The organism is Serratia proteamaculans (assembly GCF_004684015.1).
In the GTDB taxonomy this organism is placed as follows: domain Bacteria; phylum Pseudomonadota; class Gammaproteobacteria; order Enterobacterales; family Enterobacteriaceae; genus Serratia; species Serratia proteamaculans_F.
In genome coordinates, this window is the sequence record NZ_SRIA01000010.1 from 65,747 (window position 1) to 81,692 (window position 15,946).

16 protein-coding genes are annotated in these 15,946 nt (G+C 57.7%); 7 read left to right on the plus strand and 9 right to left on the minus strand.

Annotation, left to right across the window (positions count from 1 at the left end):
* Positions 1–160 precede the first annotated feature (160 nt).
* Positions 161–940, minus strand: coding sequence for an ABC transporter substrate-binding protein (locus tag E5C26_RS07015; protein ID WP_135315647.1), 780 nt, complete (start codon positions 938–940; stop codon positions 161–163).
* Positions 941–984: 44 nt separating this feature from the next.
* Positions 985–2,139: a pyridoxal phosphate-dependent aminotransferase gene (locus E5C26_RS07020; RefSeq protein ID WP_135315648.1), complete on the minus strand. Its 1,155-nt coding sequence runs from the start codon at positions 2,137–2,139 to the stop codon at positions 985–987.
* A 117-nt stretch (positions 2,140–2,256) separates the two neighbouring features.
* On the opposite strand from E5C26_RS07020, the gene E5C26_RS07025 reads away from it, so the two are divergent.
* From E5C26_RS07025 to E5C26_RS07050, 6 genes are all read left to right on the plus strand, one after another.
* The gene (locus tag E5C26_RS07025; RefSeq protein WP_135315649.1) at positions 2,257–3,186 is read left to right on the plus strand and encodes a LysR substrate-binding domain-containing protein; all 930 of its coding nucleotides are present in this window, start codon (positions 2,257–2,259) and stop codon (positions 3,184–3,186) included.
* 116 nt (positions 3,187–3,302) lie between these two features.
* The gene (gene bglX / locus E5C26_RS07030; protein WP_135315650.1) at positions 3,303–5,600 is read left to right on the plus strand and encodes a beta-glucosidase BglX; all 2,298 of its coding nucleotides are present in this window, start codon (positions 3,303–3,305) and stop codon (positions 5,598–5,600) included.
* A 169-nt stretch (positions 5,601–5,769) separates the two neighbouring features.
* Entirely contained in the window at positions 5,770–6,819 is a 1,050-nt protein-coding gene (locus tag E5C26_RS07035; protein WP_135315651.1) for an ABC transporter substrate-binding protein, read from the plus strand.
* Complete coding sequence (locus tag E5C26_RS07040; protein WP_135315652.1) at positions 6,816–7,814, plus strand: FecCD family ABC transporter permease; 999 nt, start codon at positions 6,816–6,818, stop codon at positions 7,812–7,814. Before E5C26_RS07035 ends, E5C26_RS07040 begins: the two co-directional genes overlap by 4 nt.
* Positions 7,807–8,586 carry an ABC transporter ATP-binding protein gene (locus E5C26_RS07045; protein ID WP_135315653.1) on the plus strand — a complete coding sequence of 260 codons (780 nt, stop codon included), beginning with the start codon at positions 7,807–7,809 and terminating at the stop codon, positions 8,584–8,586. Before E5C26_RS07040 ends, E5C26_RS07045 begins: the two co-directional genes overlap by 8 nt.
* Positions 8,579–9,310 carry a substrate-binding domain-containing protein gene (locus E5C26_RS07050; protein WP_135315654.1) on the plus strand — a complete coding sequence of 244 codons (732 nt, stop codon included), beginning with the start codon at positions 8,579–8,581 and terminating at the stop codon, positions 9,308–9,310. Before E5C26_RS07045 ends, E5C26_RS07050 begins: the two co-directional genes overlap by 8 nt.
* A gap of 32 nt (positions 9,311–9,342) precedes the next feature.
* Here E5C26_RS07050 and E5C26_RS07055 read toward each other — a convergent pair whose 3' ends face one another.
* From E5C26_RS07055 to lsrK, 7 genes are all read right to left on the minus strand, one after another.
* Positions 9,343–9,639 carry a hypothetical protein gene (locus E5C26_RS07055; protein WP_012005810.1) on the minus strand — a complete coding sequence of 99 codons (297 nt, stop codon included), beginning with the start codon at positions 9,637–9,639 and terminating at the stop codon, positions 9,343–9,345.
* Entirely contained in the window at positions 9,636–10,271 is a 636-nt protein-coding gene (locus E5C26_RS07060) for an AAA family ATPase (protein ID WP_135315655.1), read from the minus strand. Before E5C26_RS07060 ends, E5C26_RS07055 begins: the two co-directional genes overlap by 4 nt.
* Before the next feature lie 275 nt (positions 10,272–10,546).
* Complete coding sequence (gene yajD / locus E5C26_RS07065) at positions 10,547–10,888, minus strand: HNH nuclease YajD (RefSeq protein WP_004942039.1); 342 nt, start codon at positions 10,886–10,888, stop codon at positions 10,547–10,549.
* Between the two features lie 57 nt (positions 10,889–10,945).
* Positions 10,946–11,407, minus strand: coding sequence for a GNAT family N-acetyltransferase (locus tag E5C26_RS07070; RefSeq protein ID WP_130379667.1), 462 nt, complete (start codon positions 11,405–11,407; stop codon positions 10,946–10,948).
* Positions 11,408–11,459: 52 nt separating this feature from the next.
* Positions 11,460–12,353, minus strand: coding sequence for a LysR family transcriptional regulator (locus E5C26_RS07075; protein WP_135315656.1), 894 nt, complete (start codon positions 12,351–12,353; stop codon positions 11,460–11,462).
* A gap of 60 nt (positions 12,354–12,413) precedes the next feature.
* A complete protein-coding gene (locus E5C26_RS07080; RefSeq protein ID WP_135315657.1) occupies positions 12,414–13,598 on the minus strand; it encodes an MFS transporter in 1,185 nt (394 codons plus the stop codon).
* A gap of 235 nt (positions 13,599–13,833) precedes the next feature.
* Positions 13,834–15,399 carry an autoinducer-2 kinase gene (gene lsrK / locus E5C26_RS07085; protein WP_167796625.1) on the minus strand — a complete coding sequence of 522 codons (1,566 nt, stop codon included), beginning with the start codon at positions 15,397–15,399 and terminating at the stop codon, positions 13,834–13,836.
* A 187-nt stretch (positions 15,400–15,586) separates the two neighbouring features.
* On the opposite strand from lsrK, the gene lsrG reads away from it, so the two are divergent.
* Positions 15,587–15,880 (plus strand): (4S)-4-hydroxy-5-phosphonooxypentane-2,3-dione isomerase, encoded by a 294-nt coding sequence (gene lsrG, locus E5C26_RS07090; RefSeq protein WP_012005816.1) that lies wholly within the window; start codon positions 15,587–15,589, stop codon positions 15,878–15,880.
* The last annotated feature ends 66 nt before the right edge of the window (positions 15,881–15,946 follow it).

Sequence of the window (15,946 nt, forward strand, 5' to 3'; positions counted from 1 at the left end):
TACAAATTGCGCAGATTAGTCTGGTGACAAACTCGCGTAAAGGCTAAACCGGTAGGGGTCGAACATGTTCGACCCGATTTAACTCATTGATTATGCGATAGGGCGCAGCATGCAGCGCCCCTACCATGAAACAACTCAGCTCTTTTTTGAAGCTGATTTCTTACTTCACCGTCACATCAATATCGCCAAAATACTTCTTCGCCAGTTCGCTCACGGTGCCTTGCTGCTTCACTTTGACAATCGCCTCATTCAGCTTTTTCTTCAGCGCGTCATCCCCTTTGCGCAGGCCGAAGGCAATGCCCTCACCGAGGATTTTGTCGTCGCTGACTGCATCGCCGACAAAGGCGAAGCCCTTACCGTCCGGGTGCGCCAGGAAGCCGCTTTGCCCTGACGGTGCCATCACCAACGTTGCGTCGAGCCGCCCGGCGGTCAGGTCAAGATAAGCCTGGTTCTGATCCTGATAGGACACCACATCTACGCCTTGCGGTGCCCAGTGGACCTTGGCGTAAGTTTCCTGAATCGAGCCTTGCAGCACGCCGACGTGTTTGCCCGCCAGTGAGGTGGCGTTAGGCAGCAGCCCGCTGTCGGCCTTGGCGATCAGGCGATTCGGCACCTGATAGATTGAATCGGTAAAGTCAATTGCCTGGCGGCGCTGGTCGGTGACGTTCATCGCCGAGTTGATGGCGTCGAACTTGCGCGCTTTCAACGCCGGGATCAGGCTGTCGAACGAAGTCTCGACCCAACTGCATTTTAACTGTGCGGCGGCACAAACCGCGTTGCCCAGATCGATATCAAAGCCTTCGAGCTTGCCGCTGGCGGCTTTGGATTCGAACGGGGGATACAGCGCTTCCAGCCCGAAGCGCATCGTGTTTTCCGCCGCCAGCGTGGAACCGGCGGCCAGCAGGCAGCCTGCGGCGATCAACGTTTTCAGTGATGTCATAGTTGGAGCCCTTTTCCCATGGTCAAAGCAAAAAAATGAATGCGTTATACCTGACACAGACGGCGTGCGCCCTCCAGCAGGGTCTCATTGTCTTTTGAAAAACTCAGTCGAATGATGCCGGTATTGGTGCCGTCGCTGTAAAACGCCGACAGCGGGATAGTCGCGACTTTGGCTTCACGGATCAGACGCACCGCAAAATCGTTGTCGCTTTCACTACTGAAGCCGCTAAAGCGGGCCAGCATAAAGAAACTGCCACGGCTGGGGAGTAATTCAAAGCGCGAATCCTGCAGCGCGCTCGCCAGTAAATCACGTTTTTGTTGATAGAAGTCTGCCAGACCCAGATAACTTTGCGGATTGCCCAGCGCCTCGGCGAAGGCATACTGCATCGGCGTATCGGCGGAGAACACCATAAACTGGTGCACTTTACGGATTTCGTCCATCAACGCTGCCGGTGCCATGCAGTAACCGACGCGCCAGCCGGTCACGTGATAGGTTTTGCCAAACGACGACACAATCACGCTGCGTTCGGCCAACTGTGGGTGGCGGGCCATGCTGTGGTGAATATCGCCGTCGAACACCACGTGTTCATAAACCTCGTCGGACAGGATGACGATATCGGTGTTGCGCGTCAGGGCGGTCAGCCGTTCGATGTCATGCTCGCCAAACACGCTGCCGGTCGGGTTGTGCGGGCTGTTGACGATGATCATCCGCGTTTTGCTGTTAATGGCGGCGGCGACTTCGTCCCAGTCAATTTGCAGATCCTGCAGCGACAGTTTGATGGCGACCGGCGTGGCGCCTTGCAGACGGACAATCGGCGCATAGCTGTCGAACGCCGGTTCGAAATAAATCACCTCATCGCCCGCATGCACCAGCGCGCTGATGGCGGAATACAATCCTTCACTGGCACTGGCAATAACCGTGATTTCTTCGTCAGCGTCATAGCGGGCGCCATACAAACGTTCAACTTTATCCGCCAATGCAGCGCGTAATGTTGCCACGCCACTCATCGGTGCGTACTGGTTATGACCGCTGCGCATGGCTTGCGCTACCGCTTCGACCAATTGCGGTTCACAGGCGAAGTTCGGCGCGCCCTGCGACAGGTTCAATGCCTGATGTTCAGCGCTGAGCTGGCCGATAACGGTGAAAATAGTGGTGCCGACATCCGGCAACTTCGAGCTGTGTGAGCAGGCGCTCTGCATGAGTGGCTCCAGGGAAGTGGGGGAGGTATCGTTTGATTAAGCATCACCGAGGGTGGGCCAACAAGGGAAAGTTTGTCATACTAGCCATGCGTTCAAATCATGGCTTGAGAGGCCGTTATGTCAACATCCTTACCTTCGCTCGACGTGTTGAAAACCTTCGTGGTGGTGGCGCAACGGCTCAATTTTACCCACGCCGCCCAGAGCCTGCATCTGACGCAGGGCGCGGTCAGTCGGCAGATCCTCGGGCTGGAACAGCATCTGGGTTATCCGCTGTTCAGTCGCCGGGCACGCGGTCTGACGCTGACCCCGCAAGGCGCGATGCTGTTGGCACCGGTACAGCAGGCGCTGGGGCAGTTGGACGAAGCACTGGCGCGAGTGGGAGCGCAACCGGGTACTCTGCGCATCAAGTGCCCGACCTGCGCCATGCGCTGGGTGTTGCCGCGCATTATCCGGCTGCAAAATGAACGGCCGGAAATGCATATTGAGCTGACCGCCTCGGTGTCGCATGGGCTGGATTTTGGCGCAGAACATTTTGATGCCGCGGTGGTATTCGGGCAGCCACAGGGTAAAAAGCTCAGGACGCATCATCTGTTCGATGAAATTCTCACGCCGGTCTGCACGCCGTCGTACCTGCCCGACTTGTCACGCCCGCCGAGGCCGGCTGATTTGGCGGATAAAACCCTGCTGCACCCCACGCGCGATCGCCGCGACTGGCTGTTGTGGCTGAAGGCGGCGGGGAGCGATGCGTTGCCATCCGGCAAGGCGCAGCATTTCGATACGCTCGACCTGGCGATGAGTGCCGCGTTACAGGGGTTTGGCATCGCCATCGGCGACCTGTGCCTGCTGGAAGAAGATATTCAGGCGCAGCGTATCGTCACGCCATTCCCGCTCAGCGTGGTCAGCGGCGCGGCCTACTATTTGGTCTATCCTGAACAGGCGGTGGTGCCGGCTGCATTAGCCGCGCTGGTCAATTTCCTCAGCGATGAAGCGGCGCAAAGCCGTAACCGGCTGCAAAACTATCGACCGGCCGCCGCTAACAGCTTGTAACTTTTAACATTACAAATTATTTCTGCGCCGAAAAGGAGTATGGCACACTGCCTTTTCACGTTGATAAATCATCTCCGTCGCCGCCTGCGGCGGGAACATGCCTGAGATCAAATAATATGAAATGGCTTTGTGTGGTGAGTATGTTGTCCGGTCTGGCCATCAGCCCGGTTTTTGCGCAGGAAAGCGCCGTAATTCAGGGCGTTAATGCCCAGCAACGCGACGCCTTTGTTACCAACCTGATGAAACAGATGACGCTGGCCGAAAAAATCGGCCAGTTGCGCTTAATCAGCGTCGGGCCAGATAACCCGAAAGAGGCGATCCGCGACGGCATCAGCAAGGGGCAGATTGGTGCCATCTTCAATACCGTCACCCGGCCGGATATCCGCGCCATGCAGGATCAGGCCATGCAGCTCAGCCGCCTGAAAATTCCGTTGTTCTTTGCCTACGACGTGGTGCACGGCCAACGCACCGTGTTCCCCATCAGCCTCGGGCTGGCGGCCAGTTTTGATCTCGAAGCCATCGCCCTCAGTGGCCGGGTATCAGCGCAGGAAGCCAGTGATGACGGCCTGAACATGACATTCTCGCCGATGGTTGATATTACCCGCGACCCGCGCTGGGGCCGGGTTTCGGAAGGTTTTGGTGAAGACACCTGGCTGGTATCCAAAATTGCCAAAGTGATGGTGGATGCTTATCAAAACGGCGACCCGTCCAAGCCCGGCTCAATCATGGCCAGCGTGAAGCACTTTGCGCTATACGGTGCCACCGAGGGCGGCCGCGATTACAATACCGTCGATATGAGCCCGCTAAGAATGTACCAGGACTACCTGCCGCCGTATAAGGCCGCGGTGGACGCCGGCAGCGGCGGAGTGATGGTCTCGCTCAACTCGATAAACGGCATTCCGGCTACCGCTAACCCGTGGCTGTTGAAAGATTTGCTGCGCGACCAGTGGGGCTTCAAGGGCATCACCATCAGTGACCACGGCGCGATTAAGGAGTTGATCAAACACGGCGTGGCTGCAGACGCGCGCGATGCGGTGCGTCTGGCGATCACCTCCGGCGTCGATATGAGCATGAGCGACGAATATTATGACCAATATCTGCCGGGGCTGGTGAAGGACGGGTTGGTATCGGAAAGCGACATCGATCGTGCCTGCCGCGACGTGCTGAACACCAAATATGATATGGGGCTGTTTAAAGACCCTTACACCCACCTTGGTCCGGTCGGTTCTGATCCGAAGGACACCAATGCCGAAAGCCGTTTGCACCGTGCCGAAGCGCGCGTAGTTGCGCGTAAAACCATGGTGCTGTTGAAGAATGATAAGCAGACGCTGCCGCTCAGCAAGCAGGCAACCATTGCGCTGGTCGGGCCGATGGCCGACAGCCAGCGTGACGTCATGGGCAGTTGGTCGGCAGCCGGGGTGATTAAACAGTCGGTCACCCTGCGCGAAGGGCTGGAACATGCGGTGGGCGACAAGGCGAAAATCCTCTACGCCAAGGGGGCCAACGTCACTCAGGACAAGAGCATTATCGACTACTTGAACGAGTATGAGCCGGCGGTGGTATTTGATACCCGTCCGCCACAGCAGATGATCGATGAGGCGGTGCAGGCGGCGAAGAAAGCCGATGTGGTGGTGGCGGTGGTGGGTGAATCTCAGGGCATGGCGCATGAAGCTTCAAGCCGTGCCGACATCACCATTCCACAAAGTCAGCGTGACCTGATCGCCGCGCTGAAGGCGACCGGTAAACCGCTGGTGCTGGTGCTGATGAATGGCCGCCCGCTGGCGCTGAGCTGGGAAAGCCAACAGGCGGATGCGATGCTGGAAACCTGGTACAGCGGCACCGAGGGCGGTAATGCGGTAGCCGACGTGCTGTTTGGCGACTACAACCCGTCGGGTAAGCTGCCGATGACCTTCCCGCGTTCGGTCGGGCAGATCCCGATGTACTACAACCATCTCAATACCGGCCGTCCGTTCGGCAAGGAAAACCCGGGCAAGTACACCTCCCGCTACTTCGACTCACCGAACGGCCCGCTGTATCCGTTTGGTTATGGCCTGAGCTACACCAGCTTTAGCCTGTCGAGTCTGAAACTCTCCAGCCCGACGATGGAGCGCAACGGCAAGATGACCGCCAGCGTCACGCTCAAGAACACCGGTAAATATGACGGTGCCACCGTGGTGCAGTTGTATCTGCAAGACGTGACCGCTTCGGTCAGCCGCCCGGTGAAAGAGTTGCGTAACTTTAAAAAGGTGATGTTGAAAGCGGGGCAGGCGCAGAAGGTGGAGTTGCCTATTACCGAAGAGGATCTCAAGTTCTTTAACGCCAGCCTGAAATGGGGCGCGGAACCGGGCAAGTTTAATGTGTTTGTCGGCCTGGATTCCGACGACGTACAGGCGCAGAGCTTTACGCTGAAGTAATATCTGATGACCCTCTCTCGCTACCGCGGGGGAGGGTTTTATTGGCATTGCCATGCCAACACTTCTTGTTTATCCCCTCTCATTTCCTCAATCGTTGATCCCGCTGATTGTTTCGCCATGGCTATCGCTATATCATTTTGTATACAACGATAACTCACCGGAAATCTCCATGTTGAAACGCTTCCCACGGCTGTTGCTGCTTTTTGTCCTTTTCTCTTGTGCCGCGCAGGCGGACCGTCAGGTGACTGATCAACTCAACCGACAGGTCACGTTGCCCGATACCATCACCCGCGCGGTGGTGTTGCAACATCAGACGCTGAACCTGCTGGTGCAGCTCGATGCGCTGCCGCAGGTGGTTGGCGTGCTCAGCAGTTGGAAGAAGCAATTGGGGTCGAATTATCTGCGCCTGGCCCCTGGGTTGGCGAACATGCCGATGCCGGGCGATCTTACCTCGGTCAATATCGAAAGCCTGCTTAGCCTGCATCCACAGGTGGTGTTTGTGGCCAACTATGCGCCGCCGGAAATGATTGCCCAGATTGAAAGGGCCGGTATCCCGGTGGTGGCGATTTCACTGCGCCGTGAGGCGGCGGATCAGGCAGGGAAAATTAACCCGGTGCTGAAAGACGAGGACCAGGCCTATAACCTGGGCTTGCAGGATGGCATCCGCCTGATCGGCAGGGTCATGGGCCACCAGCCACAGGCCGAGGCGCTGATCCAGGACGTATTCCAGCAGCGGGCGCTGGTGGCGGACCGGCTGCGCGACCTGCCGGAAGACCAGCGGGTGCGGGTCTATATGGCCAACCCGGACTTAACCACTTACGGTTCGGGCAAATACACCGGTTTGATGATGCAGCATGCCGGGGCGCTCAACGTGGCGGCAAAGGACATTAAGGGGTTCAAACAGGTATCGATTGAGGACGTGCTGAAGTGGAACCCTGCGGTGATTTTCGTGCAGGAACGCTATCCCGAGGTGGTAAAGCAAATCCTCGCTTCGCCGCAGTGGCAGGGGATTGATGCGGTGAAAAATAAGCGTGTCTATCTGATGCCGGAATACGCCAAGGCCTGGGGTTACCCAATGCCGGAGGCGCTGGCGCTGGGCGAATTATGGATGGCGAAAAAACTCTATCCGCAGCGTTTTGGCGACGTTAATTTGCCACAGCGGGTGGACGCCTACTACCGGCAGTATTACCGCAGTAGCTGCTGTCAGAGCAAGCAATGAGGTTGGGCTGGCTGCTCCTGCTGACGTTGCTTTGCGCACTGTTATCACTGGGGATCGGCCGCTATCCGGTGTCGGCGACCCACAGCTTGCTAATCTTGCTGGAGCCGTTGATCGGCCCGCACGGCGGCATTGATGAAGTACAGCGCCAGGTGATCCTCGGGGTGCGCGTGCCCCGGGTGTTGCTGGCGATGGGGGCCGGGGCGGCGTTGGCCCTGTGCGGCGCGGCGCTGCAGGGCGTGTTTCGCAACCCGCTGGTGGATCCGCACATTATCGGTGTCTCTTCCGGTGCAGCCTTTGGCGGCACGCTGGCGATATTACTCAGCCTGCCGATGGCGGCGCTGTTGCTGTCCGCTTTCGTGTTCGGCATGGCGGCCTTGCTGCTGATTTTTGCCATTACCAGCGCTATCGCCCGGCGCAATATTCTGTCGCTGGTGCTGGCGGGGGTGATCCTCAGTGGCTTTTTCTCCGCCTGCGTCAGCCTGCTGCAATATCTGGCCGATACCGAAGAGAAACTGCCGAGCATCGTGTTCTGGTTGCTGGGCAGTTTCGCGACCGCCGACGATAACAAACTGCTGATGTTGTTCCTGCCGTTGTTGTTGGCCGGTGGGTTACTGATGGCATTGCGCTGGCGTATTAATCTGTTGTCGCTCGGGGATGAAGACGCCGCAGGGCTGGGCATCAACGTTGAAGGGACTCGTTGGTTGATTTTGACGCTGTGTGCCGCCATCGTCGCGGCACAGGTGGCAGTCAGTGGCAGCATTGGCTGGGTCGGGTTGGTGATCCCGCATGTGGCCCGATTGTTGGTCGGCCCGGATCATCGCCGCCTGCTGCCTGCCTCTATGTGCCTTGGGGCGCTGTATATGGTGTTGATTGACGACCTGGCGCGTACCCTGAGCAGCAGCGAAATCCCCTTGGGGATCCTGACTGCGCTGATTGGTGCGCCGCTGTTTGCGTTGCTGTTGCGCCGGGCGCAACGGAGAGGTTGGCATGGCTGAGACGCTATTGACGGTCAGGGATTTGAGCTTTGGCTGGCCCGGACAGGCTTCTTTGTTTAGCCGGTTGAGTCTGCAGTTACAGCGCGGTGAGGTGTTGGCGGTGCTGGGCCCCAACGGGCGTGGCAAGAGTACTTTGATGCAACTGCTGCTCGGCACCTTACCGTTACAGCAAGGCGAGGTCGATCGCGGCAAGGGTATCGGTTTTGTGCCACAGCATTTCACTGCCCCCTTTGCTTATCGGGTATTGGATATTGTGCTGATGGGGCGGGCGCGCTATGTGGGTCTGCTGCGTTCTCCTTCGGCGCAGGACCACCGGGTGGCGAAAGAAGCGTTGCAGTCGCTGGATATGCTGGGTTTTGCCGAACGTGAATTTGGCAGCCTGTCCGGTGGACAGCGGCAGTTGGTATTGATAGCCCGCGCACTGGCGATGAGCTGCGAAGTGTTGATGCTCGACGAGCCGACCTCCGCATTGGACTTGCATCATCAGGACCGGGTGTTGAGCCTGATATCACATTTGGCACGGGAGCGGCAGATGGCGGTGATGTTCTCAACCCATCAACCCAATCATGCGCATGCGGTGGCCGATCGCGCGTTGTTGTTAGGGGATGCAGGACAGCATCAGATTGGGCCTTGCGCCAGAGTGCTGACGGCCGAGAGCCTGTCGCCGCTGTTTGATTTAGCGATTGAGCGGGTAGCCTTGCAAATTGACGGTCGGCAGTTCGAAACCCTGGTGCCTTTGTATCGCAGCCAACGGGAGCGTGGGCGTGAGTAATATCTTGTTGTTCGCCGCCGGTAGCCTGTGCGGGGCATTCGGCCCCTTGTTGGCCGCGTTTCAGGCGCAAACCGGAGAAAGGGTCGAAGCGGTGTTTGGCCCGGCGGGCCTGCTGCGCCAGCGAATCGAAGCCGGGGAGCGACCACATATTTTTGCTTCAGCCAATCTGGCGCATCCGCAGCGATTGGTAAGTCTGCAATTGTCGTCACGGATTGAGCCTTTTGCCCGCAATCGTCTGTGCGCCACGGTGCGTAATATTGCCGGGTTGACCGAACGGCCGTTGCTGGAGGTGTTACTGGACTCACGTTGGCGAGTGGCGACATCAACGCCGGGCGCTGATCCTTCCGGCGACTATGCGCAGCAACTGTTCGAGCGCATTGAGCGGTTAGCGTCGGGGCAGGGGGTAGCCTTACAGCAACGGGCTTTGGCGTTGGTAGGTGGGGCGGACTCGGCGCCGCTGCCGGCGGATCGCCTGGCGGCAGAGTACCTGCTCAATAGCGGGCAGGCAGATATTTTCCTCGGCTATGCCAGCTATGGTGCAGCGCTGGCGGGTTATGCCGAATTGTTGGTGCGTCAGTTACCCACGCCACTGGCGATAGACGCGGTCTACGGCCTGTGCCTGTTGGATGCGCGTGCGCAGCCTTTGGCAGAGTTTATTCTGGCGGAGCAGGGGCAGGGGATACTGCGGGAACAGGGTTTTTTACCTGCCAACGTAATAGAGTAGTGGCTTATTAAGCTGGCAGGTTATGAAGCTAATTACAGCTTTTTCAGCAGTTGCAGCAGATGGTCTTCGCTTTTTTCGGCCAGGCCATCAATCGCCAGCTTGATGATGTCGGAGCGGGTAATGCGCACTACACCGTTACGTGCCGCCTGCACAATGATTTCATCGATGGCGTCGACGTGGTTATCGGTCAGGCTGACCGAAATGGCTTTATAGGTGCGTTTGCGGCCCTGCGGTTTGGCTTCCGGGGCGGGAGCCAGCAGAGTGTGGGAAGTGGCGCTGTTGATGAATTCGTCTTCCGACATACGCTGGCTTGGGGTGCGTTTTTTCACAGGATCACCTCCTTCACCAGGCTTTCGATTTCCGCCTGTGCTTTTAGGTTATTTGCCTCATGCACGGTGATGGCTTCGCCCCAGGCATCGCGATAAATCTTGCGGTCGCACAGACGGTTGCTGACCAGCGTCAACTCCGGATATTCGCTGAGCACCTGAGCCGCTTCGTTGGCTTCATTGATAAAGATATTGGTCGGGCACATGTTCAGCACAATGTAGCCTTTCACCTTCTCGTTATATTCCTGCGCGGTGGCAAACATTTCCGACAGATAGCCGACAGTGTCCAGATCCATCTGCGAAGGGCGCAGCGGGGAGAGGAACAGATCGGCGGCCAGCAGGCCGGAACGCAGTTCGGCACTGTCGCGGCCGGCGGTATCGACAATCACGTAATCGTAATGGCGATCCAGTTCCAGTAAGGTTTCTTTGATTTTGCCCGAGGCAGCCACCACCGGAATATGCGGCAGGCCTTCGATATTCTGGCGGTCGTTGTACCAGGTCATGATTGATTTCTGATCGTCAGCATCAACGATGATAGCGGTTTTGCCCTGTTTGAGGATCAGATATCCGGCGATATTGACCGCCTTGGTCGATTTCCCTACGCCACCTTTTTGCGAGCCAATCAAAACAATCATGCTGCCATCTCTTAAGTTATTAAGTTGATAACTTATTAAGTTAACATCTTATTGGGTTGGTAATTAAACAGGTTAACAATAACAACGCTTGAACAATATGCACCAACGGTGGCGGCTTGCCAAGCCAGTATGCGGTTAACTTTACAGCTTATTTTGCTGATAACTTAGTAGCTGGGCAAGTAGGAATGCTCTGGGAAGTGGCCGTGCGGAGGGAGTTTTTTTAATTTAGCAGCTTAATAACTTATTAAGCTGCTAATGATGGCTGAGAGGGGAGGCTACTTTTTCAACATCGATTTCAGATTGGCGAACGGGTTATGGGTGGCTACCCCGACGTCTTTTTGTGCGTCTTCACCGGCAATCACCGTGGAGCCGTACTGATCGGCTTCGGTGTATTTGGAGTGCTCATGGTCGTGACAATACAGGCACAGCATTTCCCAGTTGCTGCCGTCTTCCGGGTTGTTGCTGTGGTCGTGATCGATGTGGTGGACCGTCAGTTCGCGCAGGTTGGAGTAAACGAACTCGCGTGAGCAACGTCCGCAGACCCAGGGGAAGATTTTAAGCGCTTTTTCGCGGTAGCCGGTCTCCAGCCTAGCGTAGTTTTTTGGGATATATGCCATGGTGTGTACCTGTCGGGTGATAACAATAATGGGTAAATAATACCACAACGTGCCGGATTACAGCGTGCGGCACATCACCGTCACTTCTTCGCCGCAAACTTCCCGCAACTCAACCGGTTGCCAGCCCAGTTTTTGATACAGCAACTGTTGATCGGGAGTGTAGAGATACAACTCGGCGATCTGTTGCTGGCGGCAGTGGGCGACGCAGTGATCGATCAGGCGGCGAGCCACCCCTTGCCCACGGTGCTGGGGGTGAGTAAAGACTTCACCCATCCAGAATTTTCGCTCCGGCTTATCCGCCAGTTCGTAAACGATCAGGCTGGCAGTGCCGAGGATCTCTTGTTGCGGCGACAGAGCCAACAGCGTCATGCCAGGATGCTGCGGTTCGCAACGCTGTTCAAGACGACGGCTGATTTTTTCGCGACAGCTCCACGGCGGGAAATCCTGCCACTCCAGATGCAGTAATGCGGCCAGTTCATCAATGCGTTGGCGATATGCAGACAGTGGTTCAATACGCATAATTCGGTTCGTTTTTTGCCCAATAGCAGCCAACTATAGCGGCAGTTTTCGCTTATTTGAAGGTCTCGATCGCCCAATCGATAAACACGCGCATTTTGGCGCTCAGATGGCGATTGGAGGGATAGACCACGTACATCTGTTCCGAGGGCGGTTGCCAGTCTTGCAGCAGGCTGACCAGTTCGCCGTTGTCCAGATGTGGCTGCGCCATAAAGCGGAAGGTCTGGATAATGCCCAGCCCGGCCAATGCCGCGGCAAGTAGGGCATTGCCCTCGTTGACGCTGACGTGATAGCGGTGCTGGATATCAATCTCCTTGCCCCGATCGACAAAGTGCAGCGGCTGGATGCGATCGTTCAGCGCATGGCGGTAGTGCGCCAGCGGAAAACCCAGCTCCAGATCGCACGGGTGTTGCGGCGTGCCGTGGCGCGCCAGATAGGCTGGGGTGGCGCAGGTGACCCATTCAAGTTCGAACAGCCGGCGGGCAATCAGAGTGGAATCGGCCAGCGGACCGCTGCGGATCACGCAGTCGGCGCTGTCGTTAATCAAATCAATCAGCCGATCGCCGACCCCAAGGTCGATCTGTATCTGCGGGTAGCGCGCGATAAAGTCCGGCAGCGCCGGTACCAGCAACTGCCGCGCCGTTGAGCCACCTGCGTCGATGCGCAGCACACCCTGAGGCGCACTTTGCGACTCGGTCATGCTGCCTTCCATTTGCTCCAGCTCCGCCAGCCACTTGACCGTCCGCTGGTAGTAGCATTCCCCCTCGGCGGTGACCGACACGCTGCGGGTAGTGCGCTGGAACAGCTTGGTCTGCAGGTGATCTTCCAGGTTCTGAATCAGCTTGGTGACGGTGGCCTTGGGCATCCGCAACGAGTCTGCGGCGCGGGTGAAACCGCCGGTTTCGACCACGCGGTTAAACACCCGGATAGCGAGTAAATGATGATCCATTGCGCTCTCAGTGCAAAACCCCGGCAGAGGCCGGGGTGTGTTTCTGCGGATGAATAATGATTATGACTGTTTAGCGCCAATCATGCCGGAACGCAAGGTCAGGCCGAAAACCAGCGCGGCGGACAGGGTGAGCGCGCCGCCAAACAGCATGGCGCTGCTGACGCCCTGCCAGTCGACCACTTCACCGCCCAGTAGCGCACCGGAGGCCAGTGCAATCTGGATCACGCAGACCAACAATGCCTGACCTGCCTCTGGGGCTTGTGGTACGGCGGCGAACATCCAGTTGGTAGCGCAGACCGGCACGGCACCAAACGCCAGCCCCCACACCATCACCATCAGCGTGGCCCCGGCGATACCGCTAAGGAACGGCGAGACAATCAGAATGGCGGCCAACATGGCGGTGATCAGGATAAAGGTGGCGCGCAGGCTGCGTTCGGCCAATCGTTCACCAAGGAAGGTACCCAACAGGCCAATGGCACCGTAGGCCAGCAGTTGCAGCGAAATTGCCGACGGGCTGAGAACAAACACCTGTTGCAGCAGCGGTTTCAGGTAGGTATAGGCGGCGAAGTGGCCGATAAACAACAGCACGATGGCAATCAGCCCGGTACGCGCCATTGGCAGGCGCAACGGCAACAGCAGATCGCGTGCGGTGACTGGGCGAGTGGGTGGGACGGAAGTCAAAAGGCGCAGCTGCGCCAGTAACACCCCGATCGCCAGCACCGCACTGCCAAAGAAGGCGGCACGCCAACTGAACAGGTCACCAATCAAGGCCCCGGCGGGGACGCCGCACACGGCACCGACCGAAATACCACTGAGGATCAGCGCGGTGGCGCGGCCCTGGCTGGCTTCTGGCACCAGGTGGCGGCCATAGTTGGCGGCGAAGGCCCAAAAGCCGCCGACGCAGATACCCAGCAATACCCGGCCCAGCAGCATCATCGGGAAGTTAACCGCTAGCGCGGAGACCAGATTGGAGACGGCCAGCAGTATGCTGAGCGCCAGCATCAGCAGACGACGGTCGAGTCGACCGGCCGCCAGGCTCAGCGCCGGTGCGGCGATCGCCGCTATGATGCCCGGTACTGTCACCATCAAACCGGCTCTGCCGGTGCTGACATCCAGCGATGGCGCGATATTGGTCAGCAGGCCGATTGGCAAAAACTCGGTAGTGACCATTACAAAGCAGGCAACCGTCAGCGAGAAAATCGCCAGCCAGGCTGATGGTGCAGGTTTATCATTATTATTCAGCATAGTACCGCTCATCCCAGGTGAATACGTAAACCGCGCGACGGGCGCGGAGTGACAGAGATCACAATTTACGCAGGCATCTGCGGCGGATAAATCCGTTTGCGGTGGTTACACTGTTTCTGAGGAGGAATAATCACGCGAGGCAAGCCTAACGGCGGTTGGCAGCCCATCGGCAGGCCAAATGCTTAATGGGCATAAGCTTATCTGACAGGCGCAGCAGGCTGCGCCCGAACCAGATTCACAATCCCGGCGCTTTCCACATCGAGGTGGTCAGGCCATGGTCTACCAGCGTTAACTGGTCGGCATAGACCTGCTGCCAGGTCTCTTTTTGCCGCTGATACAGCTCATGGTTGGCCATATCCGGCTGATACTCATGCTCCCAACGCACCAATTGTTCACCGGTTTGGGCCAGCGACTCATACAGCCCGGCGCCCACTCCTGCAGCGATCGCGCAGCCCAGCGCAGTAGCTTCCTTCACCACCGGTACGCGTACTTTAAGACCGGTAACGTCGCTGAGGATCTGGCTCCACAGCTTGCCTTTCGAACCACCACCGGCGAACACCAGCGAACCGGCCTGTACGCCGGAAAAACGGGCGATCTGCTCCAGATTGCAGGCTGACACAATGGCCGCGTTTTCTTCCAGCGCACGGAACAGCGTTTGTTTATTGCAGCGCTCCGGGTCGAGCGACAGGTTGATAAACGAAGGTGCGGCGTGGTACCAGGTCTTGAAATGCATGGCATCGGAGAAAATCGGCATCACTCCGTAGGCCCCTGGCGGGACACGAGCTGCCATCTCTTCCAACAGGCTGTAAGTATCTACGCCCAAGCGTTCTGCCATCAGCTTTTCTTCTGCGCAAAACGCATCGCGGAACCAGCGCATGGTCAATCCGGTGAAGAAGCTGATCGACTCTGCCTGTGCCATACCGGGGATCACATGTGGATTGATACGGATGTTCATCTCCGGGTCGGTCGCCGGTTCGGGCAGATTGACGATTTGTTGCCAGAAGGTGCCACCCAATACCGCAGTCTGCCCGGCATGCACCACGCCCAAGCCCAGACTGCCCAACTGTACATCGCCACCGCCCATCACCACCGGCGTACCGCGCAGCAGGCCACTTTGTTGTGCCGCTTGTTCGGTGACGTGCCCCAGTACGCTGCCGGTTTCTTTCACCGGTGACAGCATATCGGCGCGCAGCCCGGCCATGTCGAGTAACGCCGGTCGCCAGTCACGGCTGGCCAAATCCAGCATGCCGGTGGTTCCGGCGTTGGAAGGGTCGACAGCCAGTTCGCCGCTGAGCATATTCGCCAGCCAGTCGCTGATCATGGTCAGCGTGGCGGCCTGACGGTAAATGTCCGGCCGGTGATGCGCCAACCACAGCAGGCGCGGCATGGCGCTTAACGCCAGCGTTTGGCCGGAATATTGGTACACCTCACGTTCAAAATTATGGTTATGCAGCTCCTTCAACTCGCTGACTTCCTCGCTGGCACGGGCGTCGACGTTGGCGCAGGCCCAGATTGGCGTGCCGTCGCGATCGTAAAGCACTATGCCTTCGCGCATCGAGCAACAGGCGATGGAACGGATCGCCTGACCAGAGAGACCGGCGTTCTGCAGCGCCTGGCGAATGCACTGACAGGTCAGTTGCCAGTTGTGGGCCAGATCAAACTCCATCGAGCCGGGTACCCCCGGCACCGCCAGATGTCGCCATTCCGCCTGGCCCTGAGCGATCTGATTGCCTGCCAGACTGAAGATGACCGCGCGAATGCTACCGGTGCCTGCGTCCAGTGCCATCAAATAGTTATCCATAGCTCACTCTCTCTGGGGTTGGGATCTTAACTATAGATGCGGGGCTCCTGGCGCTGGTGGGGGAAAGGGTGGGGCTGGCAGGATTTGTGAACTGTGCTGCAAAATTGCCGTTGCGGGGGGTAAATCCGCAGGAATAAACCTATGGTTGGAAAGCACATTGACCTTCAAGGTGAAACAAGGAGCCACCATGCACGTCACTCTGGTAGAAATTAACGTTAAACAGGACAAAATCGACGAATTTATTGAGGTGTTTCGCGCCAATCATCTGGGGGCGATCGAAGAGCCGGGTAATCTGCGTTTTGACGTGTTGCAGGATGAGACCATCCCGACGCGTTTTTATATCTATGAAGCCTACCGGGACGAGCAGGCGGTCGCCGCCCACAAAAAGACGCCGCACTATCTGCAATGCGTGGAAAAACTGGAAGCCTTGATGACCGGGCCACGCAAGAAAACCAGCTTTATTGGCCTGATGCCGGGTTAGGGCGGGGAAGCAAGAAGCGGCGACAGAAAGTCATTCAGGATTCAATAAACCCCGGCCACAGAGAGA

Excerpts from the sequence above, each read along its gene's own strand:
- E5C26_RS07070 (WP_130379667.1), bottom strand. The coding sequence starts at position 11,407 with ATGCGTATTGAACCACTGTCTGCATATCGCCAACGCATTGATGAACTG.
- yajD (WP_004942039.1), bottom strand. The coding sequence starts at position 10,888 with ATGGCATATATCCCAAAAAACTACGCTAGGCTGGAGACCGGCTACCGC.
- E5C26_RS07020 (WP_135315648.1), bottom strand. The coding sequence starts at position 2,139 with ATGCAGAGCGCCTGCTCACACAGCTCGAAGTTGCCGGATGTCGGCACC.
- E5C26_RS07015 (WP_135315647.1), bottom strand. The coding sequence starts at position 940 with ATGACATCACTGAAAACGTTGATCGCCGCAGGCTGCCTGCTGGCCGCC.
- E5C26_RS07060 (WP_135315655.1), bottom strand. The coding sequence starts at position 10,271 with ATGATTGTTTTGATTGGCTCGCAAAAAGGTGGCGTAGGGAAATCGACC.
- E5C26_RS07045 (WP_135315653.1), top strand. The coding sequence starts at position 7,807 with ATGGCTGAGACGCTATTGACGGTCAGGGATTTGAGCTTTGGCTGGCCC.
- E5C26_RS07035 (WP_135315651.1), top strand. The coding sequence starts at position 5,770 with ATGTTGAAACGCTTCCCACGGCTGTTGCTGCTTTTTGTCCTTTTCTCT.
- E5C26_RS07040 (WP_135315652.1), top strand. The coding sequence starts at position 6,816 with ATGAGGTTGGGCTGGCTGCTCCTGCTGACGTTGCTTTGCGCACTGTTA.
- E5C26_RS07080 (WP_135315657.1), bottom strand. The coding sequence starts at position 13,598 with ATGCTGAATAATAATGATAAACCTGCACCATCAGCCTGGCTGGCGATT.
- bglX (WP_135315650.1), top strand. The coding sequence starts at position 3,303 with ATGAAATGGCTTTGTGTGGTGAGTATGTTGTCCGGTCTGGCCATCAGC.
- E5C26_RS07025 (WP_135315649.1), top strand. The coding sequence starts at position 2,257 with ATGTCAACATCCTTACCTTCGCTCGACGTGTTGAAAACCTTCGTGGTG.
- E5C26_RS07075 (WP_135315656.1), bottom strand. The coding sequence starts at position 12,353 with ATGGATCATCATTTACTCGCTATCCGGGTGTTTAACCGCGTGGTCGAA.
- lsrK (WP_167796625.1), bottom strand. The coding sequence starts at position 15,399 with ATGGATAACTATTTGATGGCACTGGACGCAGGCACCGGTAGCATTCGC.
- lsrG (WP_012005816.1), top strand. The coding sequence starts at position 15,587 with ATGCACGTCACTCTGGTAGAAATTAACGTTAAACAGGACAAAATCGAC.